Genomic DNA, 24,909 nt, shown 5'->3' on the forward strand with positions numbered 1-24,909 from the left:
TATCCCAATCTGACAGGCAGGTTACCCACGTGTTACTCACCCATCCGCCGCTCACATCCGGGAGCAAGCTCCCTTCAATGCGCTCGACTTGCATGTATTAGGCACGCCGCCAGCGTTCGTCCTGAGCCAGGATCAAACTCTCCAAAAAGTGTCTTGCTTTATAACACAGTTTTGTTTCAGTTCCAAAGGAGCGGATCTTCCGCTAAAGTCATGCACGTCCTGTGCATAACGCGGAAGTCACCACATCCTGTGGAAGCTCGTTCATAAGATCCATAGCAATTTGAATTTATCAGGGGTTAAACCCTTTTTAAATCACGCTTGGCTTTTGTTTAGTTTTCAAGGAACATTTCAAACAGCAACTCAATTATTATATCATCTTTAATCAATCATTGTCAATAACTTTTTTTCGAGATGATTCAGCAATTTGTTTCAATTACTGAGCAAAATAATTAAGTTTATTAAAAAGACAAGAAGTATCATAACATGTGATATCGTAACGTGTCAATAGATTTTCACTTAGTAAATGAATTATCAACACAAGATCCGACATGATTATACAAGATGTCGTAAAAGACAACGTCAATTAATTTATCATGTATGACTTAAAACGTCAATACCTATTTAGACATAATACGAAAAAATGAACGTAAAACTTACCCAAACGCCTTTGTTTCGTGTAAATTGAATAACAGATTGAGTCTTGTAACCCTAACGCGCTGTCCATTTCTAACAAATTGTTTCTATACTACTATAAGAGTCTGTTCAAAAAGGAGGACAAAAAGAGCCGAGAAGATCAAGGAAGCGCAGTTTCGAGCTACCTGCGCGTACTTTCACAGGACGTGATGACTTCAACGTTGTGCACAGGACGTGCACGGTATTAGTTGAAGTTCCCCTGTTGATACGTGAGGAGCGGAGAAACAAGCTGACACAGAGATTCGACAGCAATTTTTCCCGGACTTTTTGAACACCCTCTATAAATGTTTTAAGTTCATCAAATACATCTGTTCCAAAATAAAAAGGCACCACGTTATATTGCGGTACCCAAAGGTAGATTAGTTAAGTTTTATCAAGGAGCGAAGCATCAACCAATTGTCGTTTCATGTTCCGGTTTTGGCGGATTGGCGCTTTCCTTTTCCTGACATTCAGGACAGACGCCGTATATTTCAAGGCGGTGGTGATCCACTTTAAAACCGGTAACCTGAGCCGCCAATGCCTCTACCTCATCAAGAGCAGGATAAAAGAAATCAACGATCTTACCGCAGTTGCTGCAGATCACATGATAGTGACGTTTGGTCGAGAAATCAAATCGACTCGACGCATCCCCATAGGTTAATTCTTTAACTAATCCCGTTTTTTTAAATACGCGTAAGTTATTGTATACAGTCGCAACACTCATATTTGGAAATTTATGTTCAAGCGCTTTATAGATATCATCTGCCGTCGGATGTGAATCGGAAATAACCAAATATTCCAGAATCGCATGACGCTGCGGTGTAATGCGAACACCGGAGCTCTTTAGCATCTCAATCGCATGATCTACTTTTAACATATTGTCGCTCACCGTCATGCACCTCGCTTTCAGCAATAGTGATTATCAAAATCAATTATTAGATTACAATCGTTACAATTACATTTTAAGTTTACATGGTTGAAGCTTGTCCTGTCAATGTTCAGCACTTGTCTCTAAAAACTTTTAACGAGAAAGTGATGAGCTCCCGTCTTATTTTGCCACTTTTGTACGCGTGCATTCACACACATTGATAATTAACAGTGCATAGACAAAAATGAAAAATCAGGACATACTCTGCGTCCTGACGTTTTCAATTACTATGTTGTTTGATAATGAATTTAATGGAGCTAAGTCAGGCAAGATGCTCCTGAATGTATTGATAAACAGCATCAACATGTCCGGTCACTTTAACCTTTGGCCAAGTATGGGCAATCGTTCCTTCTTTATCAATAATAAAAGTAGAACGAACAATACCCATCGCTTTTTTCCCAAACATGTTTTTCATTTGCCAGCTTCCGTACGCTTCTGCGATCTTGTGATCAGGATCTGACAAGAGTGTGAACGGCAATGTATGCTTCTCGGTAAATTTTCGATGCTTTTCGATCGGATCGGGACTGATTCCGAGGACAACAGTATTCAGTTCTTCAAAACGACTATTCTGGTCGCGAAAATCACAAGCTTCTGTAGTGCATCCGGGTGTCATATCTTTCGGATAAAAATAAAGGATAACGTTCTTTCCTTTATAGTCAGATAAAGTGACTTCAGTTCCTTCTGTCTCTTTAAGTGTAAAATCAGGTGCTTTCGTGCCCGCCTCTAGCATAATGTTTACTCCTTCTTTTCCATGTAATTTATCAGTTGAATTACGATATCATCAAACGAAACTATCCTCATACAGCTCGTTCTCGTAGCTTCTTTCCTATATCATAACCTGCACACGTGGCTATGTGAATTAATGCGCATTCAATTTATGCTCTAACAGGCGTCCAATCGCTAATAATGGTAAACTAGAAGTGATAAATCGTCTGACTGTAGGTGATCATATGGATATTAAAAGTATTATGCGACGAATTGAAAACGACGGGTCAATTATTGGGGAGGATACCGCGAAGAAATCGGCGGTGTTTCTCCCATTGATTCTAAAAGACAATACATGGTCTATATTATTGGAAGTTCGCGCGGCGCATCTAAAGCGGCAGCCCGGAGACAGTTGCTTTCCCGGTGGGCGGAGCGAGAAAATTGATGGCTCTATGCGTGAGACAGCCGTTCGGGAAACGTGCGAAGAACTGGGAATCAGGAAAGAAGCCATTAATGTGATTGGGCAAATGGGAACATGTATCGCAACTTCCGATTTATTCATTTATCCTTTTGTTGGTGTGGTTGATGCATCCGAACCGCTCAATCCCAACTCGGAAGAGGTCCAGGAAACATTTACAATTCCTCTCCCATGGCTGATGAAACAGATTCCGGAGAAACACGCGTTGACTTTCTCGGTGGATCGAAATGCGGACTTTCCTTTCGAACGCATTGTTTCCGGAAAGAACTACGCATTCCGTAATCTGCAAATCACCGAACCTTTTTACGAATATAAAGGGAAAACGATTTGGGGTTTAACGGCACGTATTCTTGAACATTTCGTTTTCTTAATGAACCATCGCATGTTTGATTAATCCTCTGCCAAGGTTCATTGCTTGTCATTTATTGGCATGTATTGGATACTTAAGTGAGAAATATCACAAGATTGGTTTAAGGGGAGATTGATCACATGACTATACAGACTTCTGAGAAACTCTATGCGGAGGCACTCGAGCATATTGTCGGCGGCGTTAACAGTCCGTCGCGCTCTTATGCCGCGGTCGGCGGTGGCGCAGCGGTTTTCATGAAAAAAGGAAAAGGCGCGTACTTCTGGGATGAAGACGGCAACCGTTACATAGACTATTTAGCCGCTTACGGTCCGATTATTACCGGATTCGCCCATCCGCACATCACTGAGGCCATTAAAAAACAAGCTGAACTTGGTGTACTCTACGGAACACCAACGACACTCGAAACAGATTTGGCTGTGATGCTAAAAAAGGCGATTCCTTCATTAGATAAAGTTCGCTTTACCAACTCCGGAACAGAATCGGTCATGACGACGGTACGTGTCGCTCGTGCCTTTACCGGAAGAAAGAAACTATTGAAGTTTGCAGGAAGCTACCATGGTCATTTTGACCTTGTTCTTGTCGCTGCAGGTTCCGGACCGTCAACACTCGGATCTCCTGATTCTGCCGGTGTAACAGAAAGTACGGCGCAAGAGGTCATTACCGTGCCTTTTAACAATGTAGACACGCTTCAACACGCATTCGAAAAATGGGGCGCAGATATTGCCGGCGTGCTTGTTGAACCTATAGTCGGCAATTTTGGTATGGTCATGCCTCAACCCGGCTTTCTTGAAGCGATTAATGAAATCGCCCATCAAGCGGGATCCGTTGTTATCTATGATGAAGTCATCACGAACTTCCGATTCATGTACGGCGGCGCGCAAAACTATCTAGGCGTGACTCCGGATTTAACTGCAATGGGAAAAGTGATCGGCGGAGGACTGCCGATCGGTGCCTATGGCGGCAAGAAAGAAATTATGGACGAGGTTGCGCCGCTTGGTCCGGCTTACCAGGCAGGAACCATGGCGGGCAATCCGCTCTCAATGGCCAGTGGCATCGCTTGTCTCGAGGTGCTGCAAACACCGGGGATCTATGAACGAATGGATCGTCTTGGCAAGAAGCTTGAGGATGGAATGCACGCCGTCAACGAAAAATACCACCTGCCCATTGCCATCAACCGCATCGGTGGAGCAATGACTCTGTATTTTTCTGATCATGAAATCACAAACTATGAAGAAGCAAAAGCGACAGACAGCAAAATGTTCGGACGTTTCTTCAAATACATGCTTGAAAAAGGCGTCAACCTCGCACCTTCAAAATATGAAGCGTGGTTCCTGACTACTGAGCATACCGAGAAGGATATTGATGAAACACTCGAAGCTGTAGACTACGCTTTTTCTCAGCTCGCTAAATCTTGATGGCTTTTTGGGGAAGAGAGCGGGTCTAGCCGCTCTCTTTTTTTTGCATTATGATTAATGTATAAATAAACTTAGTAGTTGGCGAAGCCAAGGTTTCTAATGAAAAGGAGGATAACGGTTATGCATGTAGGTGCGCGCAGTCTGAAAACAGGAGTTGCTGTAACGATCGCTTTAATGACCGCACTTGCGCTTGGCATGACGCCGCCAATCATGGCGGGCGTCGCGGCAGCAATGACCACGCGGCCGTCCGTCCAACGCTCGTTTCGCGCCATGATTCAAAACATTTATGGCAACCTAATCGGTGCACTGATCGCAGTTGCGGCCGTGATTATCTTTGGCGACACCTCTATTATTGTTGGTCTTACTGTCGTCTTCGTGATCGCCCTGCATCTCAAACTCGGTCTGCATCGGACGCTTACACTAACCATGGTGACCGTTATCTTCATTATGTCGAGCGGCATGAACGATAATGTTCAATTTCTTTTTGAAGGAATTCGCAGATTCTCAATGATTTGTATCGGCGTTGTATCAGCGACGCTCGTCAATATGCTGATTTTCCCACCGCATTATGAAAAAACGCTCTATGAACAAATCCTCACGCAAACCACGTTGCTTTTCAAATGGACGCGTCTGCTCAGCGGCGGTGCTTCGGATAATACAAAGATCAAGAACGAGATGGCGGCCTTCGACAGCAGAAAACTGAAAATCGAGAACTACTACCATTGGTATAAAGAGGAGCGCGTTTTCAGTAAAAAAGCAAAGCCGGTAAAACTAAGACGCACCGTGATCTTTCGTGAGATGATTACGGCAACGAGGCTGCTTCATCAGGCTTTGAACGAACTGGACCGTAATGAAAATGCATACCGGCTTCTTCCAGCCGACTTCCGAGAAACGCTTAGCCTTCAGCTCAGCGGACTCATGACATTTCATGAACGCGTCCTTCTTAAATTTGATGGCAAAATCAGACGAAAACGCCATGAAGAGCAGGCAAGAAAAGACTATCAACACCGATCAGAGCTCGCAAACACTTTTTTCTCCTTTTTCTCGCAAACTAAACGTGACGACTGGCTGGATGTCTTACCGCTTATTTCAACGATTATCGACTACAGCCAGCATATCGAACACCTCGATCGGCTGGTCACCAGCTATCAGGCGTTCCATAAGAAAGCAAACCGCATTAAATGATCGACGACCCGTGTCTTTTTGAGACACGGGTTTTGTCATCCCATCCGTTGACCTGAACCTAAGTCCAAAGGCTTACCACAAGATACAGCTTTGGCTCATTATCCGGGTCCCGCCTTTTTTATATGATTAAGACATAGAAAGAGTCGTTCGAAAAGGAGGACAAAGGGATAGCATTACAGGATGCGGTGACTTCGTGCACGTCGTTAGCAGAAGATCCACATTGTCTTTTCCCGGACTTTTCGAACACCATCTAGAAAGGAGGATCACACATATGAAAAAAATTGCCCTGTTTCTACTCGGAGCCGTCAGCCTGATCGTCCTGCTCACCCAGGTGGGATCATTGATCGGATTAATCGTCAGCCTTGCCATTCTCTACTTCGCGTTTAAACGGTTCAATCGTGCCGATTCAACCGGAGGCAAAGTTCTTTGGGCAATCGTGGGGATCATCGCCCTTTGCTTCTCCATCAGCAATGTTCCCGCGATCATCGGCATTGTCGCACTGGTAGGTCTCTACTTTGTGTACAAAGCATGGAACAATGAAAAAGCCGCCGTCCGCCAGCCAAGCGACCCATTCGACCACTTTGAGAAAGAATGGAAAGAGTTCAGCCACAAATAAAACACATAATAAAAGGAGCAGATTACAATGAGCAATCTATTTACCCGTTTGAAGGACTCCATCTCCGCTGATTTGAACGACATGCTGGACCAGAAGGAGCAAAAGAACCCGATCGCGATGTTGAATCAGCATCTGCGCCGCTGCGAGAAGGAAGTCAGACGCGTACGCGAATTGATCGACCGTCAATATCTGCTTAAAGATCAATTTATCAAAGAGTTTCATGAATCGTCCGAGATGGCTGCGAAAAGGCAGCGCCAAGCCGAAATTGCCGAGCGCGCATCAGAAACGGAGCTCTACACATTCGCGCTAAAAGAACATGAAGACTACACGCAAAAAGCCGAACGTCTAAAGAATGCCTATGATACGTCCGTGAACCAATTGGATCAACTCGAGCAGAAGTACGCTGAAATGAAACGTAAATTAAAAGATATGCATCTGAAGCGGATGGAATTGATGAGTCGGGAAAATATTGCAAACGCGAATCATCGAATGAACAGTGTGATTCAGCCGGAGCGGGCATTCGGTCAATCGTTTTCCAAGTTCGAGGAAAGTGAAATGTATCTGGAACAACTGGAGCAAAAAATCACTACGAATTATCACCAGAATACCATTGACGCACGCATACGAGAAATTGAACGCGAGCTTGAGAAGGGTAAAACCAACTAACAGTCAAATCACGGTCTAGCCTGTCTCACATAAGGATGATAAAATGGAAAAAGGTGTGCCGAGCGCGCCTTTTTTACCTACATAAATCAGCTGAAGCGCAGCGAGAAAGGCAGATGAAGGTTATGCTTGAGCAACTGAAAAATGATAAATACAGCTGGCTCATTATTGTCTGCCTGTTTCTCATTATCCTCCAAACCATATTTGACGGATGGGGCTTCTTATTCCCAATCGCCCTATTTGGCGCCATGGTTTATTATGGTCGCAACAATAGACACATAAGAAAAGGAAAAGTTTTGTTTTGGATTGGTCTGATCGGACTTGGATTCACTATTCTCAACATGCTCGTTTTTAAATTCATTATCATCGCTCTGTTTATCTGCTTTGTGATTGATTTTATTCAGAGAAAAAAGAATCCGAAGCGAATCACACCCGACTTTGATCATCCGACAGAGAACGAAGGAGATGTGACTATTCTTTCGGCACTGCTCAATAATAAGTGGTTTGGTCATCAGGAGACTCCCGGGCAGGATTATGCATGGCAGGATATTAATATCCAAACCGGTGCCGGTGACACCATCATCGACCTCAGCCATACCATTTTGCCAAAAAAAGAATCGGTTATCTTTATTCGGCAGCTCGCTGGAAGAGTACGCATTCTCGTTCCATATGGTGTCGAAGTCTCTCTTCACTACTCTGTAGTACTGGGCCAAATAGACTTCTTTGATCACCATGAAAACCAATTAATTCACGAATCCAGAATCATGCAGACCAGCAGCTACGATCAAGAAGATCAGAAAATAAAAATCATGATCTCTGCGATTGTCGGGAATTTGGAGGTGCTGCGCGTATGACAGCGGTGAAACGGCAAGTCATCGTCAGCATCTTCTTCGCACTCGTTTGCTTGGTTCTGTTTGCTTCTCTTTTTCTTTTCGCCTTTCCGCCAGCGCATTGGTCCATGCTCTGGGAACAGCAAATCTGGCACCTTCCCTTTGTTTTTATTGTACCGATTCTTTCTCTCTTTATTGGGGGCATCGTCGGTCTGATTTCCGGACTTTATATACGTAGGCAATTTTTCCTGATCAGCGATACTTTGGACAAGGTTGGACAAGGCAAGGACGCAGTTGCTGATTACAGCTATTCATGCGACTTACAACAGATTATGGAACACGCGCAGAAGATCAGCACTAAAATAAATCAATTGACACAGCTCGCACAGCATACGGCAAATGACAAATCAGAGATCGAAGAGAAAGCGATCCAAAAGATCGTCTCTGAAGAACGCAACCGACTTGCGCGTGAGCTGCATGACTCGGTCAGCCAGCAACTGTTCGCCGCCTCGATGCTGATGTCGACAATTAATGAACTTCGCCCCGTTTCAGAAGACTTAGAGAGCAGGCAACTGAAGCTGGTAGAACAGACGATTCACCAATCTCAGCTTGAAATGAGAGCGCTCTTCCTCCATCTGAGACCTGTGCAGCTTCATGGCAAAGCACTTAAACAAGGAATGGAAGAACTTCTGCTTGAGCTCAAACAAAAGGTACCGCTTACGATTAACGCGATGATCGAGCCAATCAAGTTAGAACGCGGTATTGAAGACCAGCTCTTTCGCATTTTGCAGGAATCGGTTTCGAACACCTTGCGTCATGCCAAAGCGCAAAACTTGGATGTCTTACTGATCAAGCGTGAACATTTTGTTATTTTGCGTGTTACGGATGACGGTGTCGGGTTTAAAATGCAGGCGGCTAAACCCGGATCCTATGGACTGCAGAATATGAAGGAACGCGCCGCGCAAATCGGCGGTCAGATCAAACTCGTGAGTTTGCCGGGCAAAGGAACAAGCTTGGAAATTAAAGTGCCTATACTCGAAAGGGATGAAAACAATGATTAACGTTGTTTTTGTGGATGATCATGAAATGGTGCGCATTGGTGTGTCCGCTTATCTATCCGCACAGGCTGACATCAATGTTGTTGGCGAAGCCGATAACGGGCGTGACGCCATTGATTTGGTATTAAAATTAAAGCCGGATATTGTGCTGATGGATCTGGTAATGGAAGAGATGGACGGAATCGAAGCCACGAAACATATTATTGAAAAATGGCCCGACGCCAAAATTATTATCGTCACAAGCTTTCTTGATGACGATAAAGTCTATCCGGCAATTGAAGCAGGAGCGACCAGTTACCTGCTCAAGACATCCAAAGCAAGCGATATTGCCAAGGCGATCCGTTCAACCTATGATGGCCAATCTGTGCTCGAGCCCGAAGTCACGGAAAAAGTCATGTCTCGGATGAAAAACAGGCAGAACAAAGCACTCCATGATGATCTGACCAACCGTGAAATGGAAGTTCTGCTGCTCATGGCACGTGGCAAAAGCAACCAGGAAATTGCCGATGAGCTCTTTATTGCTTTGAAAACGGTCAAAGTGCATGTCAGCAATATTCTCAGCAAGTTGGAAGTACAGGATCGAACGCAAGCGGTGATTTACGCTTTTCAACATAAGTTGTGTGAATGATATATCGAAATTAGAAAACCCGCACTCATAACGAGTGCGGGTTTTCTAGTTCGAATTCAAGAATTTCACTTATTTTATCGTTACATTTTCCAATGGTTCGCTGCCGGTCGGGCTTGGAGCATAACCAGAGATGGTGCTCTTGCCAATGATCGCGGCTTTTGCATATTCAAGAGGTACCCAAGGGGCGTCTTCGTGAATAATCTGTTGCGCTTTTTCGTACAGTGCAGCACGTTTTGATACATTGGTTTCCGTTTGAGCGTCAATAAGCACTTTGTGCAGTTTCTCACTCTTATAGAAGGACAAGTTGTTCGTGCCGGCGCTGTCTTTATCAAGCAGCGTGTAAAGGAAGTTGTCCGGATCTCCGTTATCGCCAATCCAGCCCATCAGATACATTGGCGCGCCGCCCTTTTGCAGTTTCTCAATGTATGAGGACCATTCAACGTTCTCGATCTTAACCTTGACGCCGATTTTTCCAAAGGTTGACTGAATCGCTTCAGCTGTCTTTGCAGGTTGCGGCATATAGTCACGAGGGTTGGACATCGTGTATAGGGTCGTTGAGAAGCCATGTGGGTAACCTGCTTCAGCAAGCAGTTTCTTAGCTGCTTTGATGTCATAAGGATAATCCTTGAGATCCTTAGCAAATCCAAGCAGAACCGGTGGCATTGGGTTCTTTGCAGGTTGTGCCTGACCGTTGTAGAATGCCTTATTCAAAGCTTCTTTGTCAACAGCCATGTTCAATGCCTGGCGAACTTTCTTATTATCAAATGGTTTGATCGTTACGTTGAAACCAAGATAAGCAACATTCATCGGCGGACGATAAGAAATATGGAAATCCTTGTTATCCTTAACGCCGTTAATATCACTTGGATTCAATCCGTCCATAATGTCGATTTCACCGTTCTTCAATGCGTTGAGACGGGAACTGTTGTCCGGGATAACTTTAAAGACAATAGAATCGAGTTTAGGAAGACCTTTCTTCCAGTAATGTTTATTCTTAACTAAAGTAATCGTGTTGTTCTTTTTCCAGTTCTTAAATACATAAGCACCGGTACCTACACCAGCCGTTGTACCATATTTGCTGCCATATTTCTTAATCGCGGCAGGGCTTGAAATTGCGAATGGCGACATAGCCAAATTTTGCAGGAATGGTGCGGAAGATCTTTTCAAGTTAAATACGACCGTATTTTTATCCGGTGCAGTGACGCTTTTAATCACGAGGCTGGCGTCACCTTTGTATCCGCCGAACATCGATGGGAAATAAGCGAATTTACCAGATGCTTTGCCGTTCATCCAACGATCAAAGTTGTAAACAACAGCTTCAGCATTGAAGGCAGTTCCATCGGAGAATTTAACATCTTTGCGAAGTTTGAACGTATACGTTTTTCCGGCGTCACTAATCTTCCAGCTTTCTGCAAGACTAGGTTTTACTTCGGTTGTCTGGTTCTTGTAATCATAAGCAACCAGCGTATCATACATATTTTGTGTGACACGGAATGATTCGCCATCGGTGACAACAGCCGGGTCCAGCGATGTCGTGTCGGCGCCGCGTCCAAAGACGAGCGTTTTGTTGCTGTCATTCGAACTGCTTGATGAGCTGTTGCCGCAACCCGTAAGCACCATGGTCAGTGCCAATACGAGGATGAGCGTCAAGCTGAAATACTTCTTCTTCATGATAATCCCCCTTAGAAATCTCATATCTAGTATATAAATCTTAAACATTGTAACTCTTATTATGCATTGATACAACATACTATAGTGAAGGTTTAGAATACTATATTTTTAATTCTTCATGCGCGGATCGAGTGCGTCGCGAAGCCCGTCCCCAATCAGGTTAAAACCGACAACGACTAAGACAATTGCGAGCCCGGGAAAGAGCACCGTCCATGGCGCATTCTGAATATATTCCCTTGAATCGGACAGCATCTTGCCCCATTCCGGCAGTGGCGCCTGCGCACCCATACCAAGAAATCCTAATCCGGCAGCATCGAGTATCGCTGTCGCAATATTCAGTGTGCCCTGAACAATAATCGGAGCAATGCTGTTCGGGAGCACATGATGAAAAATAATACGCATATCACCCATTCCAATGGAGCGTGCAGCCATGACATACTCTTCTTCTTTAACCGTTAGCACTCGTGAGCGAACCAAGCGTCCGAACACGGGTACGTTGACGATCGCGATTGCGACAAGAGCGTTGTTCAGTGACGGTCCGAGAATCGCCACAATGGCAATGGATAAGAGAATACTTGGAAATGCAAGCAATATATCAAAGACACGTGAAATGACCACGTCGAGAGCCTTACCAAAATAGCCGGCAAGAACGCCAAGCAGTGTACCGACAATGATCGATCCGATCACCGATAAAAAGCCAACACGGAGCGAAAGCCTTGCACCAAATAGAATACGGCTGAATATATCACGACCGAAGTCATCCGTACCAAACCAATGAGCTGGAGACGGCGGTTGGAGTCTATTTGCTATATTTTGATCATTAATCCCTTGAGGAGCAATAAAGTTCGCGAAGATCGCAAGAAGAATGAAGAAAAGGACGATGATTGTTCCAACAATGGCAGGCTTATTTTTTCGATAAGACTTCCAAAATTCGCTGATTGCAATGATGAACGAACTCTTGTCTTCGATCACAGTCGGATCAGCCGTTGCTTGGGAAGTTTGTGACATTCTACACACCTTCTTTCCTATATTATGATGCGAAAAATCGCTCAGAAGGAGGGTGAAAAGAATTACTTAGCCCTTCAGCTAAATAAAACTACCCGCCCAAATTTTTAAACATCTTCTTTTATCGATATTTAATCCGCGGATCAAAAAGCCCATAAAGAAGATCAACTATAAAATTGACCATGACAAAAATGAAGGCAATGATCAGAATTCCTGACTGAATGACCGGATAATCACGATATTGGATCGCGTTGTAAATATAGAGACCGACGCCCGGCCACCCAAAGATTGTTTCCGTAAGGATTGCCCCGCCGAGAAGCAGACCGGTCTGTAATCCGATAACGGTTAAAATCGGAATAAATGCATTCTTTAAGGCATACTTGTACACAATCCAAACCATCCGTTGTCCTTTTGCTTTGGCCGTTCGAATATAGTCCGATTTCAACACTTCAAGCATACTTGATCGAGTCATACGGGCAATAATCGCAGTCGGAATGGTCGCAAGTGCAATGGCCGGAAGAATCAGATGCCTTATGACCATCCAAAATTGATCCAATCGACCGCGCAGCAATGTATCAATCAGATAAAGATTGGTAATCGGATCAACACCATTTCGGATATCATCCCGTCCGATTGACGGCAGCCATTGCAGTTTAATGGAGAAGCCCCATTGTTCAAGCAAACCAAGCCAGAATACAGGCATTGACACACCAATTAAAGCAAGGATCATCGCTGTATAATCGAGAAATGAATTTTGCTTCCACGCACTGATTATTCCAGCGTTGATGCCAACGAACACGGCAATGATCATCGCTATAAATGAAAGCTCGATCGTCGCCGCTAAGTGCGGCCAAATTTCACTGGCGATCGGCGCATGAGTTTGAATAGACGTTCCAAGATTACCGCTCAATATATCCTTTAAATAGGAGAAATACTGCACATACCAGGGATTGTCCAGCCCGAGTGATCGGTTAAGGCTGTGAATAGCTTCCGGGGTTGCTTTCGTCCCGAGAATCGTCAGTGCAGGATTACCGGGAATCGCGTGGATGATGGCGAACACGATTAAGGTCATCCCAAGCAGAACAGGTATGAGCATGAGTAATCGTTTTATCGAGTAGTAGAACATGAGATTTCACCTCTCTTATGACACCCATTAAGTAATGGTGTGCTTTTCGCGGTTACATAAAAAAACATCTTGATTGTTGTGTACGCTCCGATTGCTCGCTTGCGGCGGGCGATCCGGGAGCCTCCTCGGCTCAGGCCATAATGCCTGTGGGGTCTCCCCTGGCTCGCTGATCCCGCAGGATGCGGCGTTTTGCCGGGGCGCTTACACTCGTTTCCTTAAATTCTTTATTTTTTACACTTTTTTATCAGTGAAATAAATAATTCAGATATTTAATTGTATAAATGACAGGAAACCAATCGACCGTCGTCCAAAGTCTTAAGATGCGGTTGTTCAATCGAACAGATATCCATTGCGACCGGGCAGCGATCGTGGAACGCGCACCCTGCAGGCGGATGGGCAGGACTTGGCACATCACCCTCAAGGATGATGCGCTCGGTCTTAATATCCGGATCTGGAATCGGAACCGCAGATAGTAATGCCTTCGTATACGGATGCTTCGGATCATTGTAAAGATTCTCGCTCTCGGAAAGTTCGACAACTTTTCCAAGATACATCACACCGACTCGGTCACTGATGTGACGAACAACACTCAAGTCATGGGCAATAAAGATAAAAGTCAAATTGAATTTCTTCTGCAAATCCTTGAGAAGGTTGAGCACCTGTGACTGAACTGATACATCCAAAGCGGAAACCGGTTCGTCGGCAATGATGACTTTGGGACGCACGGCTAGTGCTCGAGCAATGCCGATGCGCTGACGTTGACCGCCGCTGAATTGATGCGGATAGCGCTTCGCATGATAGCTGCTGAGTCCGACAAGCTCCAAAAGCTCTTCGACGCGTTTCTGACGCTGCCTTTTGTCACCCATGTGATGAACGATCATAGGTTCTTCAATAATGTGACCAACAGTGTGGCGAGGGTTAAGCGAGGCGAACGGATCCTGAAAAATCATTTGGATATCTTTGCGCGCTTTTCGCATCTCACGCTTCGTGAGCTCCATAATATTTCGGTTTTGGAAAATTATTTTACCTTCAGTCGGCTCAATCAAACGCATAATCATTCGTCCGGTTGTCGATTTCCCGCAACCCGATTCACCAACGATTCCCAAGGTCTCCCCTTCGTTGACCGTAAAACTCACGCCATCAACAGCGCGAACAGTTTCTGATACACTGCCGAACTTTCCGCCGTTGATTGGGTAGTATTTTTTGAGATTCTCAACTTGCAAAAGCGGTTCGCTCATGTATGGACTTCCTTTCTGCCTTGCTCCTGATGAAGAAAGCAACGCGATTTATGAACACTGCCCGATAGTTCGGGGGCATTTACTCGGCATTTGTCCATAACAAATTCACATCGCGGCGCAAACAGACACCCCTTGGCGATGGATCCGGGTCTCGGAACACTGCCTTTTATCGTATAGAGATTGTCTTTTTTCCCATGCAGATCAGGAATTGATTTGATCAATCCCTCTGTGTACGGGTGGTTAGGATGACTGAAAATCTCCTTAACCGGCCCTTCTTCAACGATTTTTCCCGCATACATGACGACAACTCGATGGCACATCTGGGCGACAACACCCAAATCATGAGTGATCATAATAATAGCGGTATGTGTTTCCTTATTAAGTTTCACCATCAGGTCAAGGATCTGGGCTTGAATGGTCACGTCAAGTGCGGTTGTCGGTTCGTCAGCGATCAGAACCTTCGGGTTGCAGGACATAGCCATCGCGATCATCACGCGCTGCCGCATGCCTCCGGACAGTTCATGAGGATACTCTGCCAATAATTCCTTAGCTCTCGGGAGTCCAACTAATTTTAACAACTCTATTGAACGCTCAACTTGTTCTTTTTTGGAAAGATGATTATGTAGTCTTATGGCTTCCATTAATTGTTCACCGATTGTGAAAACCGGATTAAGCGAGGTCATAGGCTCTTGAAAAATCATAGCAATATCATTTCCGCGTAATTTTCTCATTCTCGACTCTTTGGCTCGGCTAATGTCTTCGCCCTTGTAATAGATATGACCTCCGACAATCTTTCCTGGGGGCGAAGGAAGCAGACCCATTATTGAAAGGGACGTCACACTCTTGCCGCAGCCAGATTCGCCGACAATTCCAAGAATTTCTCCCTCGTGAACCGAGAAATCAATTCCATCAACCGCCGGCACTTCTCCGTCATCAGTAAAAAAGGATGTTTGCAATCCTTCTACTTTTAAAAGTGTTTCATCCATTCTGAATACTCACCTCCTTTTTGGTTATTATACCATCTTGGACACTGCATGCATTTTTTTCTTTTTTAAATGTAAACTTTTTTACTACCTGAATTATTCACAGCACTACACCTGAGAGGCGATAAACGCTGAGAGCACAAGGGTGACTTGCAACCTTGCTGTTCACCCATTAAGTGAAAAAAATAAATGAAAAAGGAGCCCCTCCTTGGTATGATTAATTTGCGACAATAAAACATACAAGGTAAGGGGACTCCTCATATGATTAGTGTAAAAGAAACATCGCTGCAGTTCAATAAAAAAATCAAAATTAGCTTTTCGGGTGGCGCTCTTTCTTCCGACTCAGGCTTGCTTCTCTACCGCGAATTTGATGGAAAAATGGGCCTCAGTCAGCTGATTCATGAGCAACTGAACATTAACGATTCCGTTTCACACACACGTCATACCAATGCGGATGCGGTTATTCAAAAAATCTACCAACATTTAGCCGGCTATCACACGGATGATCAAGCCGATGAACTCGGTACCGAGCCTGTTTTTACGACACTTCTTGGGAAAGATCGTCTCGCTTCTCAACCGACTCTTTCCCGAGTCAATCAAAAAGTGGATGAGCAAACGGTTGAGTCACTGAAAAGCATCAATCAAGCTTATCTGGATGGGCTTTTTTCTTTACGACACGGCCAGCAGATGGTGCTTGACGTCGATTCAGCTAATTTCGAAACAGCTGGGAAACAAGAGGGATCTGCCTACAATGCCCATTACCAGGACAACGGATTCCACCCTCTATTCCTGTTTGACTCATTGACGGGTGCGTGCCTAAAAGCTGACCTGCGCTCTGGTAATGTCTATACTTCTCGCGGCGTGGTGGACTTTATCCGACCTGTGCTGGAGCATTATCGGTCGCTTGTCCCCGGACAGGATCTGGCACTCCGTGGCGACAGCGGATTCGCCGTTCCCGGACTGTATACCCTGTGTGAGGAAAAAGATGTTTTTTATGCGATTCGTCTGAAAGCTAATCACAGACTGAATGAAAAGGCGCAGAACTTGGCAGAAAAACTTCAAGAAAAGAAGCATTGTCCCGTCGGTACCTCCGTCGTATTTTACACTGAGTTTTCTTATCAGGCCGCTTCCTGGGCCACCTCCCGTCGGGTGGTGGTGAAACTGGAGCGCCCCGAAGGGGAACTGTTTTTTCAGCCAACATTTATTGTCACGAACATGAGTCTTCCGGCTAAACGTGTGGTCAAGTTCTATCAGAACCGGGGCACAATGGAGAACTTGATCAAGGAAGGCAAGCAGGGCTTTGCCTTTGACCAGCTGAGCAGCACGCGTTTTGAAGCGAACGCAACCAAACTGCAGATCCGGGTGCTCGCTAATAATTTTCAAGTCGGCTTCCATTTACTTTGCCTACCCAAGACAATGAAGAAGAAAGTGCTGCGCATGGACACGGTTCGCCTTCGACTCGTCAAGATTGCCGGGAGGTTGATTCACTCCGGTCGCTACTTGATCTTTCGACTCTGCAGTCACTGTCTCTATCAAAAAGAGTTTTGGCAGATACTCGAACAGATCCGCCAATTACCCGCACGGGTGTAATGCCGTAAGAAAATCGAATTTAAGTCCCTGTTTTACAGAAATACGGGATCAGTCTGTCTGCGAAACAGGCAAATGGCTGTCTAACCGTTCTTGAGTAGGTGTATTTTCCCTTAGATCATCAGAACGTCCGATCATTGACTCAAATTAAAAAGCGTTAAACGACAAATCACTCGATTCTTCAAATAATCACCCCTTAAAAAGCGGTGAAATTATGCTTTATGAATAATTCAGGTTACTATTGTATTGGAAAATTTATTCACGTGATAGCACTCAATCGAACGTATACTCTTCATCTGTTGGAAAAGTCAAAGAAAAACCAGCCACGCCTTCTCGACGGGCGCACACAAACAAAACACCTTGTCCATGATCTGGACAAGGTGTTTTTTCCGTACTTTAGGTGATTACTGCTTATTTTGCTGCGACTTCTGATTTTGTTGACGAATTTCCTGTGCATTGGTTTCACTACCAAATTCACCGCTGTACTGTTCGTTCTTGGACTGGGCATTTTGTTTCTTTACTTGTTCCGCGTCTGTGCCCACATTTGTGTTCTTAGCCATTGAGTATCACCTCCACCACCATAATCTAGCCAAAAAGGATAAATATTATGTATGATCTTGTCGATTATTTTTAATCCACTCAATAATCTTTTGATGTGATACCGGAAAAGGATAGCGCTCGAACTCATCCTTTGCTGTCCAGCATTGTCTTGTTTTCAATGGTTTCTTCGTTGTGCCCCTGCCTTCGAGAAGAGTCAGCCTCCATATTAGATGTGAAAAACGATGTGTGTAGGAGAAAGGCTTGCGCACAGGTGCAACCGCGCATCCATATCGGTCGCGAACATAGTCTGCTCTTTGACTCTGCTCTTCGTATTCATCGAGCGACATCATTGGAAATTGCCAAAGTCCGGCAAGCAATCCTTTTTCCGGACGCTGCTCAATGAGGTACCGGCCCTGCTCATCTTGAATCAGCAATACGGCATAATTCAGTGACCGCAGCTTTACTTTTCCGCTCTTCACTGGATATTCAAGCTGAACGCCCTCATCGTAGGCAAGACAATAAGCATGGACAGGACATTGCAGACAATCCGTCTTTTTCGGACGGCAAGTCATCGCTCCTAGATCCATTAGCGCTTGATTGAATGCACCTGGTTCCGTTCGGGCGATCAAATCACTTGCCAAGTTCTCGAATTTTTTTCTCGTTTTCTGTTTTGATATATCATCATCAATCAGGAACACGCGCGAAAGAACACGCATTAGGTTGCCATCGATAGCGGGCTCAGGTTCATCGTATGCGAAACTGAGCAAAGCCGCCGCTGTGTACGGGCCGATGCCTGTAATAGATAATAGATCGCCTTTATTGTCCGGTAATCGCCCATCATAATTCTCCACCATTTCACGAACGCCATGCTGAAGATTGCGGGCGCGCGAATAATAACCGAGGCCTTCCCAACATTTCAGCACTTCCTGCTCCGGCGCATTTGCAAGTGCTTCCGGTGTCGGGAACCTGCTGATAAAGTGGTTATAATATGGGATGACCGTATTCACTTGTGTTTGTTGCAGCATAACTTCTGAAATCCAAATATAATAAGGATTATTGGTTTCACGCCAAGGCAATTGTCTTCCCTTCGTGTGAAACCAATCCAATAAGTCATGGTTAAACTGTTTGATTTGTTGCGCATCCATTTTAGTCAACCTTTCTTAGTTTCATTTTCCACATGAATTGACATATATAACCCTTCCATTATCCTTGAATTTGTGTGACAATAAAAGCAGAGTAACTTGATCCTGATGCCATTGAAGAAACAGCATGTTTTGAAAAGGGAGGACATTGTTTTTCATGGATACAGCGACTCATATTGTTATGGGGTTTGGTTTGGCCGGTTTAGCAACTTTGGATCCCACTGTCGCGCAAAGTCCGCTAACCTATCAGGCGGTAATGATCGGCGTGGTTGCAGGTTCAGTGATCCCCGACATTGACACAGTTTTGAAATTAAAAGACAATGCGACCTACATTCGCAATCATCGTGGAATGACGCATTCGCTTCCGGCGACGGCGCTTTGGCCGTTTATTCTCGCGGCAATAATCTTAGCCCTTGTTCCTGGAGCAAACGCCGGTCAGTTGGTATTTTGGACACTTGCGGCCGTTTGCATCCATGTCTTTGTCGATATTTTCAACGCCTATGGAACGCAGGCAGTCCGTCCCTTAACAGAAAAGTGGGTCGCGCTCGGAACGATAAATATTTTTGATCCGTTTATTTTCATCATGCATCTCATTGGCTTCGCTATTTGGCAGACCATTGGGCATCCGGGCGTTACCTTCATTTTGATTTATGCGATCATTGCTGTTTATTACGTCCTGCGCGGCATTTATCATAGGAACACAATCAAATATATTAGAAGTCAAATTCCTGAGCTGACAAAAGTTTATTTATCACCAACCATCCGCTGGTCCCATTATCATCTGGCGGCTGAAAGTGAAAAATACTTTTACGTAGGGAAAGTAAATGGTCGGAAACTGTACATGATTGATCGATTCGACCGCACACCGATTAACTTTGATAATAAAATGATTCAGGCGGCTGCACAAGACAAAAATGTGCGCGCGTTCCTGTCGTTCTCGCCGATCTTTCATTGGTCGATTGCGCAGCGCAATGGCAGAAATGTGATCCAGTTTACTGACCTCAGATATTACTCAAAAGGTACTTATCCGTTTACCGCGACGGTCTGGCTTGATAAAAACCTGCATGTGCAGAGTTCGTATACAGGCTGGGTATTCAGCGAGCGTAAATTGCGCAAGAAGCTTGTTCTGGCTCGTATGCATTCCTGATTATGCCACCTATGAACAGAATAAAAAAGGGTATCCGCTCTTGCGGGATACCCTTTTTTATTAATTGAATGTTGTTCGCCTTAGTTATTCGTTAATTTCACTCACACGTTCGCGCAGAAATGAATTGATTGCGTCAATTGGAAATCCTTTGTGAAAAAGATAGTTTTTCACTTTCTGTACAAAGTCTCGTCCTGAGAACTTTTTATATTTTTGCATCGCTTTTTCCGCCTGATGTGCTAACGCATTCTTTTCATTTTCCTCAAGGAATTCCGTGATTTCACTTAGTACCTGATCACTGATCTCACGTGAATAGCCTCGCTGCATCAACAGCCTTGCGAGTACAAGTCTTGCTTCTGATCTGGACTTTTTATTTTTAACCGATGATGTCTGTTTGGCTAAGTATTTACGTGCATGGTCCACCTGCTTTTCAACAGGAAAGAGTTCCTCTGCTTGCGAGGCGATTTCTTGTGCAACCCCTGCTTGAAGCAGTTCCCGGTAGATGAGCTGCGGTCCCTTTGTCGACGTTTGGATGCGCGTGCGTATAAATGATGTAGCAAACACCTCATCATCAAGCAGCTTCTCACGCGTCAATCGCTGAATTGCGTAGTCAATCTGAACTGTGCCAAACCGCTTTTTCTCTAAGTATTCCTTCATTTCAAGAACACTGTGCATGCGGTAGGAAAGATAACGCAAGCCCGCATTATAGGCGAGAATGCCTGAAGCTTCATTGCGCAGACGCTCCAATTGTTCCGGAAGCACTTCTAATCCTTTGCGCAATTCCTCCCGAACGAGAATGTCTTCGTGTACATTCAGACTTTCCTCGCTTCCGTCCTCCTCAGAAACATCCACGATGAAAAAACCACGTTCTTTTTCATTCATCCGTATCCTGGTGATAACCGCCATCGATCAATCCTCCAGCACTTTTATCCATATCATATCATAAACTAGTGTATTCGTTTGGAGAAATATGAATTCGTCGCAGAAAGTTGCGCATTGGCAGGATTGTCCGCGGAAGCCATACACTAATCGCCTGTGGTCAATTAAATGAAGCAAAATAAAAGGAGAGAAAAATTTCTCTCCTAAAACTTAATGATGACTCATTTTAAACTCGAGAAACAACTCGTTAAATTTCGCGTTCATCGGTTTGCTGAAGTTATCATACACCTCAAGACGATCTGTCAATTTTTTATCCGGGTAGAAGCGTTTGTCATTCTTAATTTTCTTCGGAAGATAGCGCATCGCCGCTTTATCTGGTGTCGCGTAACCGACGTATTCCGCGTTTTTTGCCGCATTTCTCGGATCGAGCATAAAGTTGATAAATTCCTCGGCACCTTTCTTATTCGTCGCGCCTTTCGGTATCGCCATATTGTCGAACCAGACATTTGATCCTTCTTTGGGAATCACGTACGTCAATTCCGGATTTTCATCCATAATTTCTACTGCATCACCTGACCAAAGGACACCGATTGCCGCTTCTCGTCTTGGGAGCAGGAGCTTGTTCTCATCCCCGACGATCGCTTTAATATTCGGTGTCAATCGTTTCAATTTCCGTAATGTCTGATCGAGGTGCTTTTCATTAGTATCATTGACGGAATAGTGCAGACTGTTCAGACCCATGCCAATGATCTCGCGCGCACTATCGACAAGCAGAATTTGATTTTTGTAGTTCTTATCCCACAAGTCGTTCCAACTGGTGATCTTATCCCCGCCCAGCATCTTCGGATTATAAACAATGCCCACGGTCCCCCAGAAATATGGTACTGAATAGCGATTATTCGGATCGAAAGACAAGTTCATAAATCGAGAATCCACATTTTTTAAATTAGGCACATTTTTCATGTTGATTGGGAGCAGCAAATGTTCATCACGCATTTTGCTGATCATATAATCCGATGGAACGATGAGATCAAACGAAGTGCCGCCTTGTTGAATTTTGGTCAGCATCGCTTCATTCGAATCAAAAGTCTGATACACCACACGGTAGCCATACTTTTTTTCAAATTTCGTGATGAGCGTTGGATCGATATAGTCGCCCCAATTATAGATCGTCAAGGTCTTGGCACCTGCTCTCGTCGTCGATCCCGTCAGTTTTGCTGCAACAAAGGCCAGAACAAGGACAAGGATCAAAACGGCGACAAGCATGACACTAATTTTTTTCATACGCGCCGACCTCCCGAATAACTCTTTGCTTTCCCGATGCCATTGCTAAAGAAGTAGTAGACAAGCACAATAGCCAGCGTTATTAGAAAGATAAGCGTTGAGAGTGCATTCACCGACATGGAAATTCCTTGACGCGCCCGTGAATAAATTTCAACGGAGAGTGTCGAAAATCCATTGCCGGTGACAAAGAACGTAACCGCGAAATCGTCAAGGGAATAGGTAAGCGCCATGAAAAACCCGGCGAAAATCCCCGGCGTTATAAATGGCAGAACTACCTTTAGCAGCACATCACGCCTCCTTGCGCCGAGATCGCGCGCCGCATCTATAAACGTCGGACTCATTTCTTGCAGCTTTGGCAAGACCATCAGAACAACAATGGGCACACTAAAAGCGATATGAGCGAGCAAAACCGAAACAAAGCCGAGCTTAATGCCAATCAGCGTGAAAAGGATTAGGAACGAAGCACCAATGATCACGTCCGGGCTCACCATCAAAATATTGTTCAAAGAAAGCAGAGCGTTTTTTGCGCTTCGTCTTTTCGTACTATAGACCGCCAGTGCGCCGACAACGCCAAGTGCCGTTGAAATGACTGAAGACAGAAGTGCCACAATCACAGTGTCAATCACAATGACGATCAATCGCTTATCTGAAAACACTTCCTTGTACCAGTCCAAAGTAAATCCGGTAAAATGAGTCATAGTTCCCGCTTTGTTAAATGAATAGAACATCAGATAGAAAATGGGCAGATAGAGCACGACAAAGACGCAAAAGAGGTAAATGGAAGCCCATGTCCTTTTTTTCACCATCGTTTCAGCCCTCCTTTGCCCATTAGCGCCATCACTATCACCATAGCAAGAATCAGGAAGACGGCAATGGTTGCGCCCATCCCCCAGTCCTGCGTAACAAGAAAATGTTCCTCAATCGCTGTTCCTAGCGTAATGACGCGATTTCCGGCAATCAATCGGGTTAGCATAAATAAGGATAAGGCAGGAATGAACACAGCTTGGCATCCGGATTTTACGCCCTCAAGTGTCAGCGGAAAAATAACACGACGAAACGTCGCCCCTGCGGACGCGCCAAGGTCATGCGCCGCGTCGACATAACTGCTGTTCAATTTTTCCAGACTGTTGTATATAGGCAGGATCATAAACGGAATAAATAAATAGACCGAGACAAAAACAAAACTGAAGCCTGTGAACAGAATCTGCTGACGTCCGATGCCGATCAATGCGGCTAGCGAATTCGCCAGACCATAGGTTCCAAGCAAGCCGATAAAGGCATAAGCCTTTAAGAGCACGTTAATCCATGTCGGCAAAATAATCAACAGCAGCCAGAGTCTTCTGTTTTTAAGCCGTGTCAGTAAGTACGCGGTCGGATATGCGATCAATAAAGTAAACAGTGTGATCAAAAAGGCGTAGCCAATGGAACTAACAGCCATTTTCAAATAAATAGGTGTGAAGAACCGTAAATAATTCACAAATGAAAAATGCCCTTGGATCGTGAAAAAAGAATAGTATAAGACCATCGCCAAGGGTGCAAGAACAAATAGTCCGATCCAAAGCGCATAGGGAATAAGATAAATGTTTGTCAGTTTCTTAGTCATGGTCTGCGCCCTCATAGCTTTCGAGCCGCCGATCAAAGTCTTCTTCCGACTCACCATGACGCATAATATGAATCGCTTCAGGTTCAAAGTACAGACCGATTTCATCATTGATTTTCGCACTTTTAGTGGAATGGATCATCCACGAGTTACCAGCCTCATCCTTGCCAATGATCTCATAGTGCACGCCGCGGAACAGTTGCGATTCCACGCGAACCTGAAGAAGCCCTTCCCCGCGCTGCTTCAACTCCAGATCTTCCGGACGGATGACGACTTCTACAGATTCATTCTTATTAAAGCCTTGATCGACACAATTGAACGTTTTCCCCGCAAACGAAACCACACGATCCTGCGGCATTTTGCCTGGGATAATATTTGATTCGCCAATAAAGTCAGCGACAAAGCGATTGATCGGTTCATCATAAATGGATCGCGGTGAACCGCTTTGCTCAATCTTCCCTTGATTCAGGACAAAAATTTCATCAGACATCGCCAATGCTTCTTCCTGATCATGCGTTACAAAGATGAATGTAATGCCAAGCCTGCGCTGCAACTGACGAAGCTCGAACTGCATGGCCGTGCGCAATTTTAAATCTAATGCGGATAAAGGTTCATCCAGCAGTAGTACTTGAGGGCGATTGACGATGGCACGCGCGATCGCCACGCGCTGTTTCTGACCACCTGACAAGTCAGAAATTTCACGGTTCTGATAACCATCCAAATTAACAAAGTGCAATGCTTCTTTAACCCTTGGCGCGATTTCCTTACTTGCCAATTTATTTATACGTAGACCGAACGCCACGTTTTCAAAGACGTTCAGATGAGGAAAAAGCGCGTAGTCTTGAAAAACGGTGTTGACTTGCCGTTTGTTCGGTGGAATTTTATTAACCAATTGCCCGTCGAATGTTAGTGTTCCTTCGGTAGGTTCTAAAAATCCGGCGATCAAACGTAGAATCGTTGTCTTTCCGCAACCCGACGGCCCAAGCAACGTGTAGAATTTGCCACGCTCAATATCAAAGCTGATGTCACGCAATATAGTCTCTCCGTCGAACTTCTTGGTGACATGATCAAATTGAATCATCATTTTTTCTGCCATCTCATGTTCCGGCACCCTCGACAAGCGACGGCCCGGGATGTCACATCCTTTCTTCTGAATCTTTTT

24 protein-coding genes and 1 rRNA gene are annotated in these 24,909 nt (G+C 44.8%); 10 read left to right on the forward strand and 15 right to left on the reverse strand.

From position 1 onward, the window contains the following. From BM003_RS03555 to bcp, 3 genes are all read right to left on the reverse strand, one after another. Positions 1 to 148 (reverse strand): 16S ribosomal RNA (locus BM003_RS03555); the annotation flags it as partial. Positions 149 to 1,081: 933 nt separating this feature from the next. Next, complete coding sequence (gene perR / locus BM003_RS03560; RefSeq protein ID WP_425441036.1) at positions 1,082 to 1,567, reverse strand: peroxide-responsive transcriptional repressor PerR; 486 nt, start codon at positions 1,565 to 1,567, stop codon at positions 1,082 to 1,084. Between the two features lie 295 nt (positions 1,568 to 1,862). Beyond that, the gene (gene bcp, locus BM003_RS03565) at positions 1,863 to 2,330 is read right to left on the reverse strand and encodes a thioredoxin-dependent thiol peroxidase (protein ID WP_093670196.1); all 468 of its coding nucleotides are present in this window, start codon (positions 2,328 to 2,330) and stop codon (positions 1,863 to 1,865) included. Positions 2,331 to 2,550: 220 nt separating this feature from the next. On the opposite strand from bcp, the gene BM003_RS03570 reads away from it, so the two are divergent. The 8 genes from BM003_RS03570 to BM003_RS03605 all read left to right on the forward strand — a co-directional run bounded on the left by BM003_RS03570 (position 2,551) and on the right by BM003_RS03605 (position 9,548). Continuing rightward, positions 2,551 to 3,177, forward strand: a complete 627-nt coding sequence (locus tag BM003_RS03570; RefSeq protein ID WP_093670198.1) for an NUDIX hydrolase — start codon at positions 2,551 to 2,553, stop codon at positions 3,175 to 3,177. Between the two features lie 95 nt (positions 3,178 to 3,272). After that, the gene (locus BM003_RS03575) at positions 3,273 to 4,568 is read left to right on the forward strand and encodes a glutamate-1-semialdehyde 2,1-aminomutase (protein WP_093670200.1); all 1,296 of its coding nucleotides are present in this window, start codon (positions 3,273 to 3,275) and stop codon (positions 4,566 to 4,568) included. Between the two features lie 120 nt (positions 4,569 to 4,688). Further along, positions 4,689 to 5,753, forward strand: coding sequence for an FUSC family protein (locus BM003_RS03580; RefSeq protein ID WP_177184624.1), 1,065 nt, complete (start codon positions 4,689 to 4,691; stop codon positions 5,751 to 5,753). 271 nt (positions 5,754 to 6,024) lie between these two features. Further along, positions 6,025 to 6,369, forward strand: coding sequence for a lmo0954 family membrane protein (locus tag BM003_RS03585; RefSeq protein ID WP_093670204.1), 345 nt, complete (start codon positions 6,025 to 6,027; stop codon positions 6,367 to 6,369). 27 nt (positions 6,370 to 6,396) lie between these two features. Next, a complete protein-coding gene (locus tag BM003_RS03590; RefSeq protein ID WP_093670206.1) occupies positions 6,397 to 7,035 on the forward strand; it encodes a PspA/IM30 family protein in 639 nt (212 codons plus the stop codon). A gap of 113 nt (positions 7,036 to 7,148) precedes the next feature. After that, the gene (gene liaF / locus BM003_RS03595; protein WP_245734029.1) at positions 7,149 to 7,886 is read left to right on the forward strand and encodes a cell wall-active antibiotics response protein LiaF; all 738 of its coding nucleotides are present in this window, start codon (positions 7,149 to 7,151) and stop codon (positions 7,884 to 7,886) included. Beyond that, positions 7,883 to 8,923 (forward strand): sensor histidine kinase, encoded by a 1,041-nt coding sequence (locus BM003_RS03600; protein ID WP_093670208.1) that lies wholly within the window; start codon positions 7,883 to 7,885, stop codon positions 8,921 to 8,923. Before liaF ends, BM003_RS03600 begins: the two co-directional genes overlap by 4 nt. Further along, entirely contained in the window at positions 8,916 to 9,548 is a 633-nt protein-coding gene (locus BM003_RS03605) for a response regulator transcription factor (RefSeq protein ID WP_093670210.1), read from the forward strand. The genes BM003_RS03600 and BM003_RS03605 overlap by 8 nt, the downstream gene beginning before the upstream one ends. A 69-nt stretch (positions 9,549 to 9,617) precedes the next feature. Here BM003_RS03605 and BM003_RS03610 read toward each other — a convergent pair whose 3' ends face one another. The 5 genes from BM003_RS03610 to BM003_RS03630 all read right to left on the reverse strand — a co-directional run bounded on the left by BM003_RS03610 (position 9,618) and on the right by BM003_RS03630 (position 15,574). After that, positions 9,618 to 11,219 (reverse strand): ABC transporter substrate-binding protein, encoded by a 1,602-nt coding sequence (locus BM003_RS03610; protein ID WP_093670212.1) that lies wholly within the window; start codon positions 11,217 to 11,219, stop codon positions 9,618 to 9,620. A gap of 108 nt (positions 11,220 to 11,327) precedes the next feature. Continuing rightward, on the reverse strand, positions 11,328 to 12,227 hold the full coding sequence (locus BM003_RS03615) for an ABC transporter permease (RefSeq protein ID WP_093670214.1): 900 nt from the start codon (positions 12,225 to 12,227) through the stop codon (positions 11,328 to 11,330). 118 nt (positions 12,228 to 12,345) lie between these two features. Continuing rightward, positions 12,346 to 13,350, reverse strand: coding sequence for an ABC transporter permease (locus BM003_RS03620; RefSeq protein ID WP_093670216.1), 1,005 nt, complete (start codon positions 13,348 to 13,350; stop codon positions 12,346 to 12,348). Between the two features lie 269 nt (positions 13,351 to 13,619). Next, positions 13,620 to 14,588 (reverse strand): ABC transporter ATP-binding protein, encoded by a 969-nt coding sequence (locus tag BM003_RS03625; protein WP_093670217.1) that lies wholly within the window; start codon positions 14,586 to 14,588, stop codon positions 13,620 to 13,622. Beyond that, entirely contained in the window at positions 14,585 to 15,574 is a 990-nt protein-coding gene (locus tag BM003_RS03630) for an ABC transporter ATP-binding protein (RefSeq protein WP_093670219.1), read from the reverse strand. Before BM003_RS03630 ends, BM003_RS03625 begins: the two co-directional genes overlap by 4 nt. A gap of 258 nt (positions 15,575 to 15,832) precedes the next feature. Between BM003_RS03630 and BM003_RS03635 the strand changes: the two genes are divergently transcribed. Further along, positions 15,833 to 17,161, forward strand: coding sequence for an IS1380 family transposase (locus BM003_RS03635; protein WP_093670221.1), 1,329 nt, complete (start codon positions 15,833 to 15,835; stop codon positions 17,159 to 17,161). A 401-nt stretch (positions 17,162 to 17,562) separates the two neighbouring features. On the opposite strand, the gene BM003_RS03640 is transcribed toward BM003_RS03635, so the two are convergent. After that, a complete protein-coding gene (locus tag BM003_RS03640; protein WP_093670223.1) occupies positions 17,563 to 17,718 on the reverse strand; it encodes a gamma-type small acid-soluble spore protein in 156 nt (51 codons plus the stop codon). Between the two features lie 45 nt (positions 17,719 to 17,763). Then, positions 17,764 to 18,843: an A/G-specific adenine glycosylase gene (gene mutY / locus BM003_RS03645; protein ID WP_093670225.1), complete on the reverse strand. Its 1,080-nt coding sequence runs from the start codon at positions 18,841 to 18,843 to the stop codon at positions 17,764 to 17,766. 154 nt (positions 18,844 to 18,997) lie between these two features. Here mutY and BM003_RS03650 point away from each other — a divergent pair, with 154 nt between their 5' ends. After that, a complete protein-coding gene (locus BM003_RS03650) occupies positions 18,998 to 19,987 on the forward strand; it encodes a metal-dependent hydrolase (RefSeq protein ID WP_093670227.1) in 990 nt (329 codons plus the stop codon). A gap of 84 nt (positions 19,988 to 20,071) precedes the next feature. On the opposite strand, the gene BM003_RS03655 is transcribed toward BM003_RS03650, so the two are convergent. The 5 genes from BM003_RS03655 to BM003_RS03675 form a co-directional block, all read right to left on the reverse strand. Beyond that, a complete protein-coding gene (locus tag BM003_RS03655; RefSeq protein WP_093670229.1) occupies positions 20,072 to 20,890 on the reverse strand; it encodes a RecX family transcriptional regulator in 819 nt (272 codons plus the stop codon). Between the two features lie 183 nt (positions 20,891 to 21,073). After that, a complete protein-coding gene (locus BM003_RS03660; RefSeq protein WP_093670230.1) occupies positions 21,074 to 22,147 on the reverse strand; it encodes an ABC transporter substrate-binding protein in 1,074 nt (357 codons plus the stop codon). After that, positions 22,144 to 22,953: an ABC transporter permease gene (locus BM003_RS03665; protein WP_093670232.1), complete on the reverse strand. Its 810-nt coding sequence runs from the start codon at positions 22,951 to 22,953 to the stop codon at positions 22,144 to 22,146. Before BM003_RS03665 ends, BM003_RS03660 begins: the two co-directional genes overlap by 4 nt. Continuing rightward, positions 22,947 to 23,750, reverse strand: a complete 804-nt coding sequence (locus tag BM003_RS03670; protein ID WP_093670234.1) for an ABC transporter permease — start codon at positions 23,748 to 23,750, stop codon at positions 22,947 to 22,949. The genes BM003_RS03665 and BM003_RS03670 overlap by 7 nt, the downstream gene beginning before the upstream one ends. Continuing rightward, the gene (locus BM003_RS03675) at positions 23,743 to 24,843 is read right to left on the reverse strand and encodes an ABC transporter ATP-binding protein (protein WP_093670561.1); all 1,101 of its coding nucleotides are present in this window, start codon (positions 24,841 to 24,843) and stop codon (positions 23,743 to 23,745) included. The genes BM003_RS03670 and BM003_RS03675 overlap by 8 nt, the downstream gene beginning before the upstream one ends. Positions 24,844 to 24,909 lie beyond the last annotated feature (66 nt).

Origin of the sequence: Sporolactobacillus nakayamae (assembly GCF_900113325.1) — a bacterium.
GTDB lineage: Bacteria > Bacillota > Bacilli > Bacillales > Sporolactobacillaceae > Sporolactobacillus > Sporolactobacillus nakayamae.